Source organism: Aeromonas sp. A04 (genome assembly GCF_047780465.1).
In the GTDB taxonomy this organism is placed as follows: domain Bacteria; phylum Pseudomonadota; class Gammaproteobacteria; order Enterobacterales; family Aeromonadaceae; genus Aeromonas; species Aeromonas bestiarum.
On the sequence record NZ_JBLNHP010000001.1, the window covers coordinates 451,315 to 470,441 of the forward strand.

The window sequence follows — 19,127 nt, forward strand, 5'->3', positions numbered from 1 at the left end:
ATCCGTATGACAGCAGCTTCTGCGAAATAATTCCGTAAATTCTATATAAAAATCCGGAAAAATCGCGACTCTCTTCCCCAAAAAACCAATTTATAACTTTTTATTAACTTTTAGCGTATTGTATGTGGTCCTTCCAGCCAGAGCAATACCCCCTTGTCATCTTGCCACTCGATGCAGGCCAGACCCGAGGTGGCAAACATGGGCGCACCCGCCGCCGGACAGAGGCTCTGCACCAGATAACCCACCAGCGGCAGGTGGCTGACCATCAAAATATTGTCATGTGTTGCCGCCAATGCAGTGAGATAACTCGCGACAAACGCCGGGTCGCCATAGGGGGTGATCTCGCTGCTCTCCTCGACCCTGGCAGCCTTGGGTAATTCACTGCATATGCTCTGCCAGGTTTGTCTGGCACGCAGGTAATTGCTGTGAACCACCAAATCCAGTTCGCCATCCAGCTGAGGGGCCAGCCAACTGGCCATGTGAATGGACTCTTCGATGCCCTGCTCGGTCAGTGGACGCTGTTCATCTGTTTTCGCATTCATGCCAGCCTGGCCATGACGCATTATGTAGATTTTCATTACAACCTCGCCCAAGGGGCCTGTTTTGATAGCGGGGGGATCTTACCCCGCCATGCCGGGGGAAACAATTGCGCTACCTCTCAGAAAAGGGTTTGCCTCACTGGATAGCGGGGTCGATAATCATGTTTAAATTCAAATAAATCCAACATGAGTCACGCCCCAATGAGCCCATATGCCAGTCCTAATGACCATCGGCAGTACCACTATCTGGAGCTGGCAAACCGGCTCAGGGTCTTGTTGATCTGCGATCCCGATACCGACAAGTCTGCCGCTTCCCTGGCCGTCAACACAGGTCATTTCGACGATCCGGCCGATCGGCAGGGGATGGCTCATTTCCTTGAGCATATGCTGTTCCTTGGCACTCGTACTTATCCCAAGCCTGGTGAGTACCAGCAATTTATGAGCCGTCATGGCGGCAGCAACAACGCCTGGACAGGCACCGAGTTCACCAACTTCTTTTTCGAGATAGACAACGGCTTCTTCGAGGCGGGGCTCGACCGTTTTTCCCAGTTCTTCATCTGCCCCACCTTCACCCCCGAGTGGGTGGACAAGGAGCGCAACGCGGTCGACTCCGAGTACCGCCTCAAGCTGCAGGACGATGTGCGCCGCAGCTACCAGGTACATAAAGAGACGGTCAACCCGGCCCACCCCTTCTCCAAATTCTCGGTCGGCAACCTGGATACCCTGGCGGATCTGCCCGGTCGGGATCTGCGCGCCGATCTCATCCGGTTCTACGAATCTCACTACAGCGCGGATCGCATGGCGCTGGTGATGATCTCGCCTGAATCCATAAAGACCCAGATGGCTTGGTGCGATCGCTTTTTCGCTCCCATTTTGAATCGCAATTTGGGAATACCGACCCTGACGCCCCCCCTCTATCGCCTCGACGATCTCGGCATCCGCATCCGCATCAATCCGGTCAAGGAGACCCGCAAGCTGGCGCTCACCTTTCCGCTGCCCAACGTCGACGAGTTTTATGACAAAAAACCCCTCACCTTCCTGAGCCACCTCATCGGCTATGAAGGGGATGGCAGCCTGCTCTCCCTGCTGAAAGCGAAAGGCTGGGTCAACCAGCTCTCCGCCGGAGGCGGAATCAGCGGTGCCAACTTCAAGGATTTCGGGGTGAGCTTTGGCCTCACGCCGCTCGGGCTTGAACACGTCAACGAGATAGTAGCCGCCCTGTTCGGCTATCTGAAACTCATCGAGCGTGGCGGGGTAGAAAGCTGGCGCTACGAAGAGAAGCGTACCGTGCTTGAGTCGGCATTCCGCTTTCAGGAGCGGGGCCGGGCCCTCGACACCGTTTCCGGTCTGGTGTTGAACCTGTTCAGCTACACGCCCGAGGATCTGCTCTACGGCGATTACATGATGCGCGAATACGACGAGGCGCTGATCCGCCGCCTGCTCGCCAAACTCACGCCACACAACCTGCGCATGACCATCACGGCGCCGGAGCTGGCCACGGATCGCCTGGCCCGCTGGTATCAGACCCCCTATGGCGTCGACATCATCACGGAGGCGGAAAAGATCCACTGGCAGCAGAGCGAACCTGAACCGGCCCTCACCCTGCCCTTGCCGAACCCTTTTATCAGCAACCGGCTCGATCCGCGCCAGCCAGCACTGCAGGCCGACATGCCCGCCTGCATCATCGACAGGCCTGGTTTTCGGCTCTGGCATCTGCACGAGCATCAGTTCAGCGTGCCCAAGGGCAACCTCTACATCTCCATCGACAGCGAGCACGCGGTCAAAAGCCCGCGCCACATCGCCATGGCACGGCTCGCGGTGGAGCTGCTTACCGATCACCTCAACGCCCTCACCTACCCGGCTGAGCTGGCGGGGCTCGGCTACCAGATCTATGCCCACCAGGGCGGTTTTACCATCAACCTGAGCGGTTTTGCCGACAAGCAGCCGCTGCTGCTGGACATGATCCTCGGCAACCGCACCCTGGGTTATCCGGATCCGGGCCGCTTCGCCGAGATAAAAGAGCAGCTCATCCGCAACTGGGACAACCAGTCCAAGGCGCGGCCCATCTCCCAGCTGTTCAACCAGCTCACCAGCCTGTTGCAGCCGAACAACCCGCCGTTCGAGCAGTTGCTGCGCCATCTGCGCACAGTGGAGCTTGGCGAGATGCCGGCGTTTGTCGCCCAGCTGTTTGGCGAGGTGCACATAGAAGCTCTGGTACACGGTGACTGGGACGCCGCCGAGGCGCTCGAACTGGCCGCCCTGCTGGAACGCCATCTCGGTGCCAACAGCCAGCCCAGTGCCGAAACCCGCCGCCCGCTCATCGCCATCCAGGACAGGGGGACGCTCATTCGCGAGCAGGGTTGTGAACACGAAGACTCGGCGCTGCTGGTCTACTACCAGTCCCGCACCACCCGGGCACGGGATCTCGCCTGCTTCACCCTGGCCAACCACATAATGTCATCCACCTTCTTTCACGAGCTGCGCACCCGCCAGCAGCTCGGCTACGTGGTGGGAGCCGGCAACCTGCCCCTCAACCGCCACCCCGGCCTCATCTTCTATATCCAGTCGCCGGTGGCAGGTCCCCAACACCTGCTGGATGCGGTGGAAGAGTTCATCGACCTCTTCCCGCTGGCCATGCTGGAGCTCACCGAGCAGCAATGGCAAGACAGCAAGGTGGGCCTGCAGGCCCAGCTGAGCGAGCGGGATGCCAACCTGCGCAGTCGCGGCCAGCGGCTCTGGGTCAGCATAGGCAACAAGGATCTGGGCTTCGATCAGCGCGAAAGGGTGTGCGAGGAGGTAGGCATGCTGAGTCGCGCCGATCTGGTGCGCTTCATCATACAGCTGCGCTCACGCACCTCGGATCGGCTGATCCTCTGCAGCTATGGCCAGGGTCACGAACACGACGAGCGCATCACGGGCCAGTTTATCGATGATCCCAGAGCGTTTCGGCTCAACGCCAGCACCTTCGAGGCCTGAGCAGGCAGCTTGCCCATCGGCCTATCCCGCCCAATAAAAAGCCGACCCCTGGGGGTCGGCTGGAAAAACCATAATCAATTGCGACCTAAGCCGCCAAAAGTGAACATGAGCGTGAAAATCAGACACTGAGTTGATGATCGGCCATATGGTTCAAACCAGAGCTCATCTGCCGATGCCAACAGTGATTGAGAAACAGGCTCATCTTAGGGATTAGCCTCCCTTGCCACGTTGATCTATGTCAAAGGAGGTAGCAAAGAGTCCGTGACCTGCGGCTTTGTCGCGCGGGATCACACTTTCAGCCGCCCCTCAGCCCCGGCGGATCAGGCGATAGGCCACTTCATCGAAATAGGAGAGCTGACCGGAGAGCACCCTGGGGTGATCCACCTCTGCCGCCCTGCCCAGCACCTCCACCCGAAAATCGCGCTCAAACAGGGTGCGCACTTCCATCTCCCCCACCGAGAAGGGCGGCTGTTTCTGCTGCTCCGGCTGATATTCCAGGGTCACCAGCAGGATCTGGCCACCGGTTTCCATCAGACGGCTCATCAGCTCCGCATACTGGCGGCGCATCTGCGTCGGCAAGGCGATCAGGGCGGCCCTGTCATAGGCCAGCCGATAGCGACGCCCCAGCTCGGGGGCGGCAAAAAAGTCCCCCTGATGGATGCGCAGGGAGCCGTGCTGATGACACTGATAGGGGCCCAGCTCGCTGAGAGTATCGGTGAGCTGGTTTTCACTGAAAAACTGCTCGATGGCGAGCGCCGAGAGCTCGAAGCCATCGATGGGGTGGCCCAGGCCATTGAGCCAGAGCATATCGCGGGATTTGCCGCACAGGGGCACCAGCACGGGTTCATCCTGTTGCTGGGCAGACCACCAGGATTGCAGCCAGCGATTGAAGTCTGCCTGATGAAAGCCAATCCGGTTCTCTTCCCAACGCTGATGCCAAAACGCAGCTTCCATCCTAATACCCCTGTTATCTGAAGATGCCTCAATATCACAACTTAACCCGGCGCACGCAAGCCTTGCACCGGGCCTATGGGTGATTTTTGCCAGAAAAACGATTGCAACATGAAAAGACGCGCCAAGGCGTCTTTTTGACATCTTTGTGTCATGAGGATGTGCTGCGTGCTGTGCAGCCCCTGCTCGCCGTCAGTCAGATGCCCGCTCATCGCACAGGCTCAGGCACAGACGGGCTCGACCGCCATCATGGCCGCCACCGCCATTATCCTGGCCGAGATCTGCGCGAACGAGGGACGCTGCGACACCTGCTCGCAGAGGCACGCCCGGGCCAGCAGGGCAAGATCCTGCAGCGCCTCGCTCTGTGGCTGGCAGCGTGCCAGCAACTCGTCCAGCAGGCAGCCAAAGGCCCTCACCTCTATCCGCTCCAGCCCCTCGGCCAGCACACATTCCGTGCGGTCGTAACAAGAGGCCGCGCCAAAATCGCCGAGCAGCACCCGGCTCTTCCCTTGCAAGGAGTGCAGTATGTTATGGCCATAGAGATCGCCGTGCATGATGCCCCGCTCATGCAGATGCCCCGCGGCAGCCGCTATGCCCTGCGCCATGGCAATCAGGGTGGTCGGAGTGAACGACAACCCTGCCGGATAGACGTCTCGGGTGCAGGAGTCCAGGCTCGGCGGCCCCGCCAGATTGGCAAACGTTGGGTCTATCAGCGCCATCACCAGCGCCGGCATGCCGGAGGGGTGATCCACCACCCGCCCCAACACCCTGATCAGGTTGGGATGGGTGCCAGCCGCCAGCGACGCCGCCATCTCGCAGTGAGGCAAGCCATCGCTGGTCACGGCCCCCTTGAACAGCTTGACCGCCACCGCCTGCGGTTCATCACCCTGCAATCCGTCGCAAGTGATGCGGGTGGCACTGTGGATCACGCCAGAGGCCCCCTGCCCCAGCAGCTCACCCAACTCAAGCGCCAGCCACGGCACAGTGGCGATATGAGCCACATGCTCCACATCGATGGCCCGTGCCTCCTCCCCCTCGCTAAAGGGGTTGCCGGAATAGGCAAGCCAGGAAAGGCGTGGCAACGTGAGCAGCCAGTCGGGGAATGCCTCGAGCCGGTTGGCGGCGATGCGCAGCAGCTCCAGATTACGGCAGTTGGCAAGGCTGGCCGGCAGTTCGCGCAGGCGATTGCCCGCCAGCATCAGCTTTTGCAGGGCGGCGCACTGACCCAACTCATCGGGCAACTGCTCGATAAGGTTGTCGGTCAGGATCAGCCAGCGCAGCCCCGCCGGCAGCGACGCGGCGGAAACCGTGGCGATCTTGTTGGCCTTGAAGCCCACCATGGTGAGTGCCGGACAGCGCCCCAGCACCTCGGGCAACTCGGTAAAGCGATTCTCGGAGCAGAAGATGATGCGCAGCTTGGTGAACCCGGCTAGCTCGTCCGGCAGCATGCTTAACTGGTTGCCGGTGAGATCCAGCACCTCCAACGTCTCTTTAAGGCTGAGGATCTCGGGCGGGAACTCCGTCAGGTTTTCACAAAGCTTCAGATGGCGGGCGCCGCACAGTTCACCCGCGCGCAGCTGTTCCAGGGTATGCATGACATCGTCTCTATCGGGGTGGCCGGCTCGCGGCCAACGGCGCCGCCGGTGGTTGGCCCAGCAGTCAAACCGGCAGTCAAAAAAGAGGGGGCATTATAGAGAATGACGGCCGAAGATCCCCTGTTTTGTTGCCGCAAGAGCCTGCATCGACCCACGGTGCAGTGATATGGGGGCAAAGAGAGCAAGATCCGGGTCGTGTCAGCGAGGGCCGGTTGCCATAGTAGGGTCAAACCAGAGTGGTTCGAACCCGTTGAGGTTCCAACCCACTGCCAACCCTGAGCGCCACTCAATCCGGCGCACAACACCCTCAGCGAGGGAACTGCCATGTCATTACTGTCCAACAAGGTCGCCATCATCACCGGAGCCAGCTCCGGCATCGGCCGCGCCAGTGCCATCCTGTTTGCCCGCGAAGGAGCCAGCGTCGTCGTTGGTGCCCGCCGCCAGCCAGAGCTGGATCTGCTGGTGGAGGAGATCCGCCATGAGGGTGGTCAGGCGGTAAGTCTGGCGGGAGATGTGAAAAGCGAGACTTACGCCCGCGATCTGGTGGATCTCGCGCTGACCCGTTTCGGCGGGCTCGATATCGCCTTCAACAACGCCGGCAGCACGGGAACGCCGGGCAACGTACAGGAGCTTGAGCTGGCGCAGTGGCAGGAGACTCTGGATACCAACCTCACCAGCGCCTTTGTGGGGGCCAAGTACCAGATCCCTGCCATGCAGGTGCGTGGCGGCGGCTCGCTTATCTTTACCTCCACCTTCGTCGGCCATACCCTGGGTCTGCCCGGCATGGCGGCCTATGCAGCAAGCAAGGCGGGCCTCATCGGCCTGACCCAGGTGCTGGCCGCCGAGTATGGGGCGCAAGGGGTGCGGGTCAACGCCCTGCTGCCGGGGGGCACCGACACCCCCATGGGGCGGGCCTTTACCAATACGCCACAGAGTCTCGCCTTTGTGCAGAATATGCATGCCCTCAAACGGCTGGCCCAACCGGAGGAGATCGCCCGCTCGGCACTCTATCTGGCGTCCGATGCATCGAGCTTTACCACCGGCATTGCCCTGCTGGCCGATGGTGGGGTATCTATTTGTCGCACATGACCTTGTCGCACCCAAGATCCTGCGGCTGCAAACTTATTGTGAGAGCGCCTTATGTCTGATTACGCCCGCATCGCCGATGCCATCCGTTTTATCGCAAGCCAGGTGGCGCGCCAGCCCACCCTGGACGAGATAGCGGCGCACGTGCACTTAAGTCCCTTTCACTTCCAGCGGCTGTTCAGCCGCTGGGCCGGGGTTACCCCGAAGCGCTATCTGCAGGTGCTGACCCTGGAGCGGGCCAAGGCGCTGCTGCAGGAGTCGCGCCCGCTGCTGGAGGTGGCCGATACCCTGGGCCTTAGCAGCGGCTCGCGGCTCTACGATCACTTCGTGCAGCTCGAAGCGGTGACGCCGGGCGAGTACAAACAGCGCGGGGCCGGGCTGGTTATCGATCACGGGGTGCACGACACCCCCTTCGGTCAGGCGTTCGTCGCCCTGACCCCGCGGGGTGTGTGCAACTTCTCGTTTCTCGATGACCAGGCCCCACAGGCGCCGCTGACCGCCCTCACCCAGAGCTGGCCTGCGGCAGAGCTGCGAGAATCGCCGTCACGCACCCAGGGGGTCATCAACACCATGTTCGATGGCAGCAAGACGGCGGATCGTCCCATCTCCTTGCACGTGAGCGGCACCAACTTTCAGATCAGCGTCTGGCGGGCGCTGCTGCAGATCCCGCCAGCCAAGGTGGTGAGCTATGCCCAGGTAGCGAGCGCCGTCGGCAATCCCAAGGCCGCCCGCGCAGTGGGGCTGGCTGTGGGCGCCAACCCCGTCGCCTTGATGATCCCCTGCCACCGGGTCATCCAGCAAAACGGCAAACTCGGCGGCTATCACTGGGGCGAAACCCGCAAACAGGCGATACATGTCTGGGAAGCTGCGAGGTATGAGTGAACGTGGCTTTTTTCTGCTCGCCCTGATGGGGGGAGAAACAGGACTGTTGGTTGTGAGTCAGCAGACAATCAGGTAGCGCCAGACAAGCGTGCGGCGATATAAAGCACACAAATAGCGGTGCAATTTCATTGCACCCTACGACACTGTGGCAATCCGGTTGGCCTTGAAACCCACCATGGTGAGTGACGGGCAGCGCCCCAACACCTCGGGCAGCTCGGTGAAACGGTTCTCGGAGCAGAAAATGATGCGTAGTTTGCTAAATCCGGCCAGCTCGCCAGGGAGCATGCTTAACTGGTTGCCGGTAAGATCCAGCACCTCCAGCGTCTCTTTAAGGCTCAGGATCTCGGGCGGGAAAACCGCGAGGTTTTCAGAGAGCTTCAGATGGCGGGCGCCACAGAGTTCACCCGCGCGCAGCTGTTCCAGAGTATGCATAACCGTTTCTCAATCCTGATGACCGCTCTGACGGCGCAACACGCCCATCAACGCGCGCCGGACCTGCGTCCGGCGGTTTTAAAGGGGGGCATTATAGAGAATTCGGGGCGCAGATCGCCCCTTTTGTTGTCTTGGTGACGGGGTATGGCGCTAAGCAACGCCCCCGTCGAATTGACGAAACACGTAGGGTGCAATAAGCGCAGCGCATTGCACCGTTTGCTGAACGGATTTTGTGCAAGGTATGAGGCTCAAAATTTAGGGTGCAATTTCATTGCACCCTACGGCACTACAATCAGCCTTTTCTCTTATCAGCGCCTATAAAGATTCACTCTGATCTCGTCAGTGAAGATAGGGCTCTCACGCCAAGACGATATAATTTTTCTTGAGTCAAGCCATATGACAAGAGCCTGATTCTCAGGAGTTTTTTTCAATACCGGCGTATTATATCCAACTTTTATTTCCGAATATGGCTTCGGTAGATTTGCCAAGACAAAACGTACTTCATCATCCGTCATAAGAGAATAGTAATTATTAAAGAGTGAAATTTTCGTCGCAATAGGCATGGAGTTAATTACTAAGGATTGAGCAACACCACTATTGATATTGGACAGGTTGGCATCAGTACTATTAATAATTTGACCGATGAGAGCCGACCGTTCAGGATGGTTCACAAGTATCTCCAGATCCATCAAATCAATAATCCCAAGCTTGGCTATATTATCAATTTCAGCGCGAAGAAGATTATCTCTAAAATCATCATCGAGAGCGAACTCGTCTGGCTCTTCAAGGTATGTATTGATGTTTGCTGCTACAAATAAAACCTGCAGATCCTTGTTATCAGCGAGTCCATCAAGACTCTCATTACTAAAGACAATTTTACCTTCATCAATCAGAATGCGAAGCTTTGCAGGTGCAAACCCTTCTGGTAGTTTTGTGAACGGCGTCGGTAGAGCATGAATATATTCTCTATAAGCGGAGTCAGACAGAGAACCAGCATTGAAGAGGAAGCTACGCAATCTCTGTGAATCATCATCACTAGGAATAGGCTGCTTCAGGATAGCTGTACGGACAGTATCTTGATCAAGATACTCTGTTAAACTCTCCGCCACGAATTCTTTACTTTCCATAAAAGATAGACAGTTCAGCCAAGTTGGCTCGATCAAACCTAACTTGAACAGTGTTGCGTGCAATTTCTCTGGAACATCCGCTAGCATTGGCAACAAGGTCGTCTGTCGTTCAAGAAATTTCAGTAGATCATCCTGATTAAGTCCTTCATGCTGCATAACGGCAAGAATAGCCGAGGCATCCTCCTTTGAATTCCTTTCAAGCACCACAAGGATATCATGTAGGTAGCGTTCGAAATTGCGTTCGATCCGCGTCATCAAGGTTGTGTTATTCGTCGAACGTATAGCTGTAAAGTTTCTCTCACGTAGTTGCTCGAGATCGTTCTCTCCCAAAATGGCTTGATAGATGTACTCCAGATTGGCGATTGTAAGTTCGAAGCGCCCCTTCTCGAACATGGTGCGTACAATCTCAGAATGTTCTTTGATTGCGGCCAGATTTTTGGCATCAAAGCCAAGACATACAAGACGTTCTGGTGCAATTTCAGGTGAATTTACCAAAATTTCAGGTAAGTTCTCCGAAACAAATAAAGGTAGTTCTTCGAAACTCTTTGCCAGCTCTTCTAGTTGGCTTTCTGGCAAGTTAGAAACGAGTTGAGTTACGTGGGATATATCATTGTGGCTTGCCAAAACAGTAGGAATAAAGCCTTGCCAAACGTTGGCAAGCCCCGAAAGTAGTCCTACAACTTCTCGACCACTTGTATAATAAGCTTCCCAAAAAACCTCGCAACTCTCGAACTCTGACGAGATAAATTTGAAAAACTTTTGCAATTGAGTAAGGTATCTCCCTCGGTCACTTAAAAGACTATCGACAAGTTTCACATTCAAAATATAGTTTTGTCGGAAGTCTTCTTCTCGCATCGCGGCGATTACTTCATGTGGATTATCGATAGGAAAATTTGGTTCTGGGGTGACAAATGCTCGGATCTGGATAAGAAACTTATTGTCATTAGGCGATAAACGCCCTGAGTGAAAAAGTGAAGTATATTGATAGTAGGTATCATCTAGATAGCCCTCTAAAATAAGAAAACGAGCCAACTCTCCGTTTTCCTCGAAATTTTCGAATAGATGCTGAACACGCTCGACGTTCAAACGTAGCAGCTTATTAAGCTTAATTGTACGAAGAGTTGCAATCTTTGATTTTAAGTCTTGTATGCGGCGCAAGCTTTTGCTCTTAATATCAATAGCCTTACCTTCTATCTCCATTTTACGTTGCTGGTAGGATCTCTGAGAGTCAACTTCGTTTTGCAAGGTGGAAATAGAGACTCTTTGGGAGCCATAATTACTGGAATAACAGTAGATATATGAAGCGACTATTAGCTGCTCGAACATATCGTTGCTGGCCAATTTTGGAAGTTCAATCCATGCTTGCTGATTATTACTAATGCTCATTGTATTTGCTGGAAGCATATCTACCAGAGCCATAGCATATATTTGCCGTAATTCTTTCAGGTTAGAAGGTGTTTGTCGCTCAGTAATTTCAAGCTGATTTTCTACCTCCGTGATTTCAGCTCTATAAGTAGCTTCACCAGACTCAATCAGCTTATCCTGCTGATTTAATATTTCCGAAAGATTACCTTTGCCACGGTGCAGCTTCTCAAAGTCCCTTGGATAGACGTTTTTATAGATCAATACCGCAAGGAGTTTATTAGCATCGAGGAGATTTTCTCCATCTGTTTCCAAATTAGCCACATAAATAGAGTATTCATTAAAGATGTTCTGAATCAACCTGAGGTCATTAAGGTATCGTGATACCTCTCTCAGAAACTGCCGATCAAGGCGCCCATCGAGATCAAGTCTCTTTCCTTGCGCCAATACCATATCGATCGAATTCGATGTGTTGATGATCGGTATGACAGGTATGATAAATTCGAAAAATTTTGTTCTATCAGTATTGTCAAACATGTCGTCGCGAAGGGCGTAGAGAAATCTTATAGTGCGCTTTACACCAGCATTCTCATTTACCAGATTATTAATTTCTCTCAGTGTTACAAAAATTTCTGAGTTATCAAATCGGTCTAGGTCTTCAATAATAACAAGATCGTAATTCGTTGATTGGAAAAAATAGACTATTTCATCTAGGTGCCTATTTAATATAGAGGCTTGGTCATCACACGCAGGCTTTATTTCAATATCTTTTAACGAGATGCTTTTCAGTGACAGTCCAAAGCTAGCAACATAAAAATGATGAAGCATCGCCCAGAAAAATACTACCGCGACAGTAAAAACGGCCAGATTTATGCCATTGCTGAATTCGAATGGAGTGAAGTAAGTGCCACTTATAATATACTCTCGCTGACGAATAACGTACCAAAGCGAGAAAACACCAAGCATTATGAAGAGAGATTTAAATATAGCGAATGCACTTGGAGACTGAATTCTTTTAAATCGTGACAGTGGAAGTCTATTTGCATCAGCACCATACAGCATCTGCTGTAGGATACTCCTTTCAATCTCTTGGCGGCTCACCTTACCTCCCTCCGAATCTGTTTCGGGAACGAACGAAGCCAGAGAAATATGAAGTGCAGGTCGTCGATAATTTCGCAAGAAGGTCTGAATTATACTACTCTTTCCTGACCCGTAGGGACCAGTTAGAGCGATGTTGGATATCTTAGAATTATTCGTAGCAAACAGAATCGCTTCGGAATATATTCCTGTCTTGTCTGCTTCATCAGTTGGCGCAAGGTCCACGAACTTAGATGGTGTGTTGACGGAACGGTCTTTACTTTCCAGCCAAGACACAACACTATCAAGGCGATTAGCAAACCTTCGTGTTAGAGAGATGATTGTCTTTATCATATGATACGGAATTAACGCCCCCTTAAAAATAGAAAACACACAGACGAAAATTTTTCAAGTCACTTTTATCATTCGACAGCCTATACGTAGTGATGCTTTGGTGTTGGAGTTCTGTGATCGCGCCTTGACGTTCATTCATTTCAACTGAACTACACACGGTTTACAAGCTTATTGCTGCAAGACAAGATATTGGGACACCCACGTTTCCATTGTTCGAGCTAATCCTTGCCATTGATGGATAGGATATCCCCAAGCCGGCGCAGTGTTGTAGCTGCTGGTGACATAGGGATATGCCGTGTGCAGGATGGGGAAAGACCTTCCTAGATCGGCAAAAAACACGCCCGAAGGTCAGGTTAAATTTCCTCCGAGTACGGAATCATTGCATCTACAAGTCGCAGCTTCGTTCAGCTTTGGGGACAACGTTCTTGCAAACAATAGAAAAGACGCCCTAAGGCGTCTTTCTTATCACTGATATGTGGGTCAAACCGGTTGGGGACCATTCCCCCTCCCCGCCTTGCCCCGCACCCAAATCAGATCGGGGTAATGGAGGTGATATGGGCCGACCCATCCAGAGATTGGAAGATCTGCACCACGGCTTCCCCGTGGATCGGGTTGGGCAGCGGCACTGTGGTTTTGCATTTGAAACGGTAGTTGGTGCCAGCCACCACCTGGGTGGAGACTTCAAACGGCTGGTACTGCACCCCGACAAATCCTTTCAGTGCCAGGTCAAATACCGCCTGATCTTTTGCGCTCAGCTTGTGGTATGCGGTCCATCCACCCAACAACACTGCTTGTTCTGACATAGCAAACCCTCCGTGATCTCTTGTCCCTACTCGTTTGGCTGTTCGGGTTCCGCCCCGTTTATTCAAGTGGTGTCCGGACTCCACCGGGGGCCATACCGACCATGTATCAGTATGTCCGGTGCCGGCAGCGTGAATGAAGGCCTGCTGGCACCCTGCTTCCCCTCTTGCCACGGCCGCCGCCTCACAGCACCGGTCTCAATTGGCATGGCAGAGCCTAGTACCGGATCCGCAAAGCGCCTCTGTCATATCTGACAGGGGCGAAGAGGTCCAAAAGCGGCTAATGAGCAGAAAATTGAGGCGCAAACGATTGGAAAAAGAAAAGACGCCGCAAGGGCGTCTTTTTTGCATTTTTATGCTCGAAGGGCAGAAGGGCGCGAGCCGCTTATTCCCATTCGATAGTTGCAGGCGGCTTGCCAGAGACGTCGTACACCACGCGGGAGATGCCATTGATCTCGTTGATGATGCGGTTCGACACATGACCCAGGAAGTCGTAGGGCAAATGGGCCCAGTGGGCAGTCATGAAGTCGATGGTTTCGACGGCGCGCAGGGCAATCACCCAGTCGTACTTGCGGCCATCGCCCATGACGCCAACGGAGCGCACCGGCAGGAAGACGGCGAACGCCTGGCTGACCTGGTTGTAGAGGTCGGCCTTGCGCAGCTCTTCGATAAAGACGGCGTCGGCGCGGCGCAAGATATCGCAGTACTCTTTCTTCACTTCGCCAAGGACGCGCACGCCCAGACCCGGGCCCGGGAAGGGGTGACGGTAGAGCATGTCGTAGGGCAGACCCAGCTCCAGACCGACGCGGCGCACTTCGTCCTTGAACAGCTCGCGCAGCGGCTCGACCAGACCCATCTTCATCTCGGCCGGCAGGCCGCCGACGTTGTGGTGGGACTTGATGACGTGGGCCTTGCCAGTCTTGCTGGCGGCCGATTCGATCACATCCGGATAGATGGTGCCTTGTGCCAGCCAGCGGGCATTTTTCAGCTTCTTGGCTTCGTCGTCGAACACTTCGACGAAGACGCGGCCGATGATTTTGCGCTTGGCTTCCGGCTCAGCTTCACCTGCCAGGGCGGAGAGGAAGCGCTCTTCGGCTTCGACCTTGATGATGTTCAGACCGAAATGATCACCAAACATCTCCATCACCTGCTCACCCTCGTTCAGGCGCAGCAGACCGTTGTCGACGAACACACAGGTCAGGCGATCACCGATGGCACGGTGTACCAGCATGGCAACCACGGAGGAGTCGACACCGCCGGAGAGGCCCAGGATCACCTCGTCGTCACCCACCTGCTCGCGGATGCGGGCAACGGCGTCGTCGATGATGGTGGCCGGGGTCCACAGGCATTCGCAGCCGCAGATGTCCTTGACGAAGTGCTCCAGCATGCGGGCACCCTGACGGGTGTGGGTCACTTCCGGGTGGAACTGCACGCCGTAGAAGCCCTTGGCCTCGCACGCCATGGCGGCATGGGGGCAGGTGGCAGTCTGGGCTATGGTGGTGAAGTCGGCCGGGATGGCGGTGACCTTGTCGCCGTGGCTCATCCAGACGTCCAGCAGCGCATTGCCGTTGGGGGCGATGGCATCTTCGATGCTGCGCAGCAGGGCATTGGTCTGGCCCAGCACTTCAACCTGGGCATAACCGAATTCACGTTCGGTGGAAGATTGCACCTTGCCACCCAGCTGCTCGGCCATGGTCTGCATGCCGTAGCAGATGCCGAACACAGGCACGCCGGCATTGAACACATACTCGGGGGCACGGGGGCTGCCAGCCTCGGTCACGGACTCGGGGCCGCCGGAGAGGATGATGCCGCTCGGATTGAATTCGCGGATCTGCTCTTCGGTCACGTCCCAGGCCCACAGTTCGCAGTAGACGCCGATTTCACGGACACGGCGGGCGATAAGCTGGGTGTACTGGGAACCGAAATCCAGGATCAGGATACGGTGCTGGTGAATGTCTTTAGTCATTTTATTCCTGCATCAGGCTGATGTTGTAACAAAAGGCTCGGGGATAAAAACTGGTGGAGAAACGGGGCCGCAGCCCCGTTTTATCAGCCCATCCGATAGTTGGGGGCTTCTTTGGTAATGGTCACATCGTGGACGTGGGACTCTTTCATCCCGGCGCCGGAGATGCGCACGAACTCGGCCTTGGTGCGCATGTCGTCGATGGTAGCGCAGCCGGTCAAGCCCATGGAGGAGCGCAGGCCGCCCATCTGCTGGTGAATGATCTCTTTGAGGCGGCCCTTGTAGGGTACGCGCCCTTCGATCCCTTCCGGCACCAGCTTGTCAGCGGCGTTGTCGGTCTGGAAGTAACGATCGCTGGAGCCCTTGGACATGGCGCCCAGAGAACCCATGCCACGGTAGGACTTGAAGGAGCGGCCCTGATAGAGCTCGATTTCGCCCGGCGCCTCTTCGGTACCGGCGAACATGGAGCCCACCATGACGCAGCTGGCGCCAGCGGCGATGGCCTTGGCCACGTCGCCGGAGAAGCGGATGCCACCATCGGCAATCACGGGCACGCCAGTGCCCTCCAGCGCGTCAACGGCGTCGGAGATGGCGGTAATTTGGGGGACACCGACACCGGTCACGATGCGGGTAGTACAGATGGAGCCAGGGCCGATACCCACCTTGACGGCATTGACGCCAGCGGCGACCAGCGCCAGGGCGCCAGAGGCGGTGGCCACGTTGCCACCGATGATTTGCAGCTCAGGATAGGCATCGCGGGTCGCCTTGATGCGATCCAGCACGCCCTGAGAGTGGCCGTGGGAGGAGTCAATCAGCAGCACGTCCACACCGGCTTCCACCAGGGCGGCGACGCGCTCTTCGTTGCCAGCACCGGCACCGACGGCAGCACCGACCCGCAGGCGGCCACGCTCGTCTTTACAGGCGTTCGGCTTGCGCTCGGCTTTCTGGAAGTCTTTGACGGTGATCATGCCCTTGAGTTTGAAATCGGCGTTGACCACCAGCACCTTCTCGATACGGTGCTTCTGCATCAGGGCAACCACCTCTTCACGAGGGGCCCCTTCACGCACGGTCACCAGACGATCTTTCTGGGTCATGATCTGTTCGACTGTCTGGGAGAGATCGATCACGAAGCGCACATCGCGGCCGGTGATGATACCGACCAGCAGGTTGCCCTCGGTCACGACCGGGTAGCCGGCGAAGCCATTCTTGTGGCTCAGCTCCTTGACCTGGGCAATGGTCATGTCAGGGCGTACTGTGACGGGGTCGGTGACCACGCCGCTCTCGTACTTCTTGACCTTGCGCACTTCTGCAGCCTGCTGCTCGATGGACATGTTCTTGTGGATAAAGCCGATACCGCCTTCCTGGGCCAGTGCGATAGCCAGACGGGCTTCGGTCACTGTGTCCATGGCAGCGGAAATCATGGGGATATTCAGGCTGATAGAGGAGGTCAGCTTGGTACGCAGATCGGCAGTATTGGGAAGAACATCGGAGTGGGCGGGAACCAACAGTACATCGTCGAAGGTTAACGCTTCTTTGGCAATCCTGAGCATGGCAATATCTCACCGTTGAGGAAGTGGGGGTGTAAAATATTGCCGACGAAGTTTACTCACCGATTGGTCACTGGTAAAGAAGTTTTTTGAATTTTTTATGGCGTAGCCCGTGTTTGACGTGCCAAAAGGCCAAAAAAACAAGATTATCAGTCCTAAACAGGCACTTTGGGGGTAGAAGAGTTGCCAGACTGCTGTTTTATGCAAAGAGGCCCCCTGCTCAGTCGCCAACCCGGATCCCGAGGTCACATCCTCGCTTGCCAAGACACTCTCATATTGACGCGACTCAGGCAGTTCTGACATGGCCGAGGCAACGCATGGAGGCATGCAGATCAGCCGGGTCCGATGCCATGGGGAATATCGAGGTGTCCGACACTGTGTTCACTTTGACCAAACCTCGCGTATCATAATTAACATTATGAATTGAAATGGAATTTCATGATGAGCAACGGACATCATCAAGGACGCATGGCGATTACCCTGGCCGCACTGGGCGTCGTCTACGGCGACCTTGGCACCAGCCCGCTCTACGCCTTGAAGGAGAGCTTTGCCGGGCATATTGGCCTGCAGCCAACCCCTGACGATATCCTGTCGATCATCTCCCTCTTTTTTTGGACCATCATGATCGTGGTCTCATTTAAATATGTCTTGCTGGTATTGAGGGCTGATGACAAGGGTGAAGGAGGCATCTTGACCCTGGCTTCCCTGGCCTCACGCCGCCTGTCGCCCAAGGCTCGATCCCTGGCCATGTTGCTGGGGCTGATCGGGGTGGGCTTGTTCATCGGGGATGCGGTGATCACACCCGCGATTTCGGTGCTGTCTGCCGTCGAGGGCCTGCAGGTGGTTGCCCCCGAACTGGCCTCTTTCGTCTTGCCCATAACCCTCATAGTGCTGGTGATACTGTTTGGCATTCAGCATTACGGCACGGCAGGAATAGGCCGACTCTTCGGTCCCATCATGTTGCTCTGGTTTGGCGTGCTGGCAGGACTCGGGGCAAAGGAAATTGTGCAAAACCCGGCCATCCTGCAGGCCATCAATCCCCTCTATGCCCTTGATTTCATGTTCAGCCGGCCAGGTGTGGCCTTCATCACCCTGGGCGCTGTCGTGCTCTGCGTCACCGGTACTGAGGCGCTTTACGCCGACATGGGCCATTTTGGCCGAGGTGCGATCCGGCTGGCATGGGGCTCGCTGGTGATGCCGTCCCTGCTGCTCAACTATTTTGGCCAGGGGGCGCTGCTGCTGCGCCGTCCTGACGCCATTGAAAACCCATTCTATCTGCTCGCCCCCACCTGGATGGCCATACCCTTATTGATCCTGGCGACCATGGCGACTGTCATCGCGTCCCAGGCCGTCATCTCCGGCACTTATTCAGTCGTACGCCAGGCGATCCTGCTCGGGTATCTGCCACGCCAGGAGATCCGCCATACCTCCGAGCATGAGATTGGCCAGATCTACCTGCCAGTGGTGAACTGGCTGCTGCTGGCCGGCATAGTGCTGGTGATATTCTGGTTCAGAAGCTCCAGCAATCTGGCCGCCGCCTATGGCATAGCGGTGACAGGCACCATGGCGATCACCACCCTGCTGTTGATGGTGGTCGCCGCCCATCGCTGGAAATGGCCAACCTGGCTGATCGTGATCGCGGGAGCCCCTCTCCTGCTGGTCGATGTCACCTTCTTTGCCGCCAATACCACCAAGTTCCTGGCCGGCGGCTGGTTGCCCATCCTGTTTGCGCTGTTGACCATAGTGGTGATGACCACCTGGAAGCGCGGTCGCGAGCTGGTTCTCGACAAGCTTGAGCACAAGTCACTGGCGCTGAAAGGGTTTGTCGACAACATGCTGGCTCATCCACCACTGCAGGTGCCGGGGACGGCCGTGTTCCTCTCCAAGTCGGTGCAGGTGGTGCCCCACGCCATGCTGCACAACCTGAAACACAACAAGATCCTGCACGAGCGGGTCATTTTTCTGACCATACAGATAAAGGATGAGCCCTGGTTGTCCTTCAAGGAGCGCATCCTTCTCACCCACCTTGGGGAGGGGTTCTGGCAGGTCGTGGCGCACTTTGGTTACAAGGAGGTCCCTTCCATCGAGGAGATCTTCCAAGCCTGTGCCCAGCAAGACCTGAAGGTCTCCATGCGCGATGCCTCCTTCTTCCTCTCTCACGAAAATCTGGTCAGTACCGACCTGCCCGGCATGGCACGCTGGCGGGAAGGCTTGTTCGTCTGGATGAATCGCAACTCCCTCAAGGCGACCGACTTCTTCCATATCCCGGCCAACCGGGTGGTGGAGCTGGGGGTTCTGCTGGAGCTGTAACTGCGGCGCCAGATGCAAACATCCTGATGGCACTCGACCCAGTTCACCCGGCCAGCAGGATCCGGCTGGCCAGCGCAGACCGGATCCCGCGCGACAGGGAACAGCCCGGTCAGCATCTGGCGGTGG

The 19,127-nt window shown here is 56.0% G+C and carries 11 protein-coding genes and 1 pseudogene; 4 read left to right on the forward strand and 8 right to left on the reverse strand.

Annotated elements, in window-relative coordinates; translation table 11 throughout:
- Nucleotides 1-110: 110 nt before the first annotated feature.
- Nucleotides 111-578 carry a phosphohistidine phosphatase SixA gene (gene sixA, locus ACM3N8_RS02005; protein WP_043136349.1) on the reverse strand — a complete coding sequence of 156 codons (468 nt, stop codon included), beginning with the start codon at nucleotides 576-578 and terminating at the stop codon, nucleotides 111-113.
- 162 nt (nucleotides 579-740) lie between these two features.
- Between sixA and ACM3N8_RS02010 the strand changes: the two genes are divergently transcribed.
- Nucleotides 741-3,515, forward strand: a complete 2,775-nt coding sequence (locus ACM3N8_RS02010) for an insulinase family protein (protein WP_290016732.1) — start codon at nucleotides 741-743, stop codon at nucleotides 3,513-3,515.
- A 306-nt stretch (nucleotides 3,516-3,821) separates the two neighbouring features.
- Here ACM3N8_RS02010 and ACM3N8_RS02015 read toward each other — a convergent pair whose 3' ends face one another.
- Together ACM3N8_RS02015 and ACM3N8_RS02020 are read right to left on the reverse strand one after the other, a co-directional pair.
- Nucleotides 3,822-4,469: a thiopurine S-methyltransferase gene (locus ACM3N8_RS02015; RefSeq protein WP_290016733.1), complete on the reverse strand. Its 648-nt coding sequence runs from the start codon at nucleotides 4,467-4,469 to the stop codon at nucleotides 3,822-3,824.
- A gap of 218 nt (nucleotides 4,470-4,687) precedes the next feature.
- A complete protein-coding gene (locus tag ACM3N8_RS02020) occupies nucleotides 4,688-6,061 on the reverse strand; it encodes a leucine-rich repeat-containing protein kinase family protein (protein WP_416015379.1) in 1,374 nt (457 codons plus the stop codon).
- A 324-nt stretch (nucleotides 6,062-6,385) separates the two neighbouring features.
- Here ACM3N8_RS02020 and ACM3N8_RS02025 point away from each other — a divergent pair, with 324 nt between their 5' ends.
- Together ACM3N8_RS02025 and ACM3N8_RS02030 are read left to right on the forward strand one after the other, a co-directional pair.
- Nucleotides 6,386-7,150: an SDR family oxidoreductase gene (locus ACM3N8_RS02025; protein ID WP_241324820.1), complete on the forward strand. Its 765-nt coding sequence runs from the start codon at nucleotides 6,386-6,388 to the stop codon at nucleotides 7,148-7,150.
- Nucleotides 7,151-7,201: 51 nt separating this feature from the next.
- Nucleotides 7,202-8,029 carry a bifunctional transcriptional activator/DNA repair enzyme AdaA gene (locus tag ACM3N8_RS02030; protein ID WP_290016735.1) on the forward strand — a complete coding sequence of 276 codons (828 nt, stop codon included), beginning with the start codon at nucleotides 7,202-7,204 and terminating at the stop codon, nucleotides 8,027-8,029.
- Nucleotides 8,030-8,170: 141 nt separating this feature from the next.
- Here the strand turns inward: ACM3N8_RS02030 and ACM3N8_RS02035 are convergent.
- The 5 genes and pseudogenes from ACM3N8_RS02035 to guaB all read right to left on the reverse strand — a co-directional run.
- A pseudogene (locus tag ACM3N8_RS02035) lies at nucleotides 8,171-8,461 on the reverse strand (leucine-rich repeat domain-containing protein); the annotation flags it as partial.
- 308 nt (nucleotides 8,462-8,769) lie between these two features.
- Nucleotides 8,770-12,324 carry an ATP-binding protein gene (locus ACM3N8_RS02040; RefSeq protein WP_290016736.1) on the reverse strand — a complete coding sequence of 1,185 codons (3,555 nt, stop codon included), beginning with the start codon at nucleotides 12,322-12,324 and terminating at the stop codon, nucleotides 8,770-8,772.
- Between the two features lie 587 nt (nucleotides 12,325-12,911).
- Entirely contained in the window at nucleotides 12,912-13,184 is a 273-nt protein-coding gene (locus tag ACM3N8_RS02045) for a hypothetical protein (RefSeq protein ID WP_043140676.1), read from the reverse strand.
- 382 nt (nucleotides 13,185-13,566) lie between these two features.
- On the reverse strand, nucleotides 13,567-15,147 hold the full coding sequence (gene guaA / locus ACM3N8_RS02050) for a glutamine-hydrolyzing GMP synthase (protein ID WP_416015380.1): 1,581 nt from the start codon (nucleotides 15,145-15,147) through the stop codon (nucleotides 13,567-13,569).
- An 83-nt stretch (nucleotides 15,148-15,230) separates the two neighbouring features.
- A complete protein-coding gene (gene guaB, locus ACM3N8_RS02055; protein ID WP_290016738.1) occupies nucleotides 15,231-16,694 on the reverse strand; it encodes an IMP dehydrogenase in 1,464 nt (487 codons plus the stop codon).
- A gap of 438 nt (nucleotides 16,695-17,132) precedes the next feature.
- Between guaB and ACM3N8_RS02060 the strand changes: the two genes are divergently transcribed.
- Complete coding sequence (locus ACM3N8_RS02060) at nucleotides 17,133-19,001, forward strand: potassium transporter Kup (RefSeq protein ID WP_241278068.1); 1,869 nt, start codon at nucleotides 17,133-17,135, stop codon at nucleotides 18,999-19,001.
- The last annotated feature ends 126 nt before the right edge of the window (nucleotides 19,002-19,127 follow it).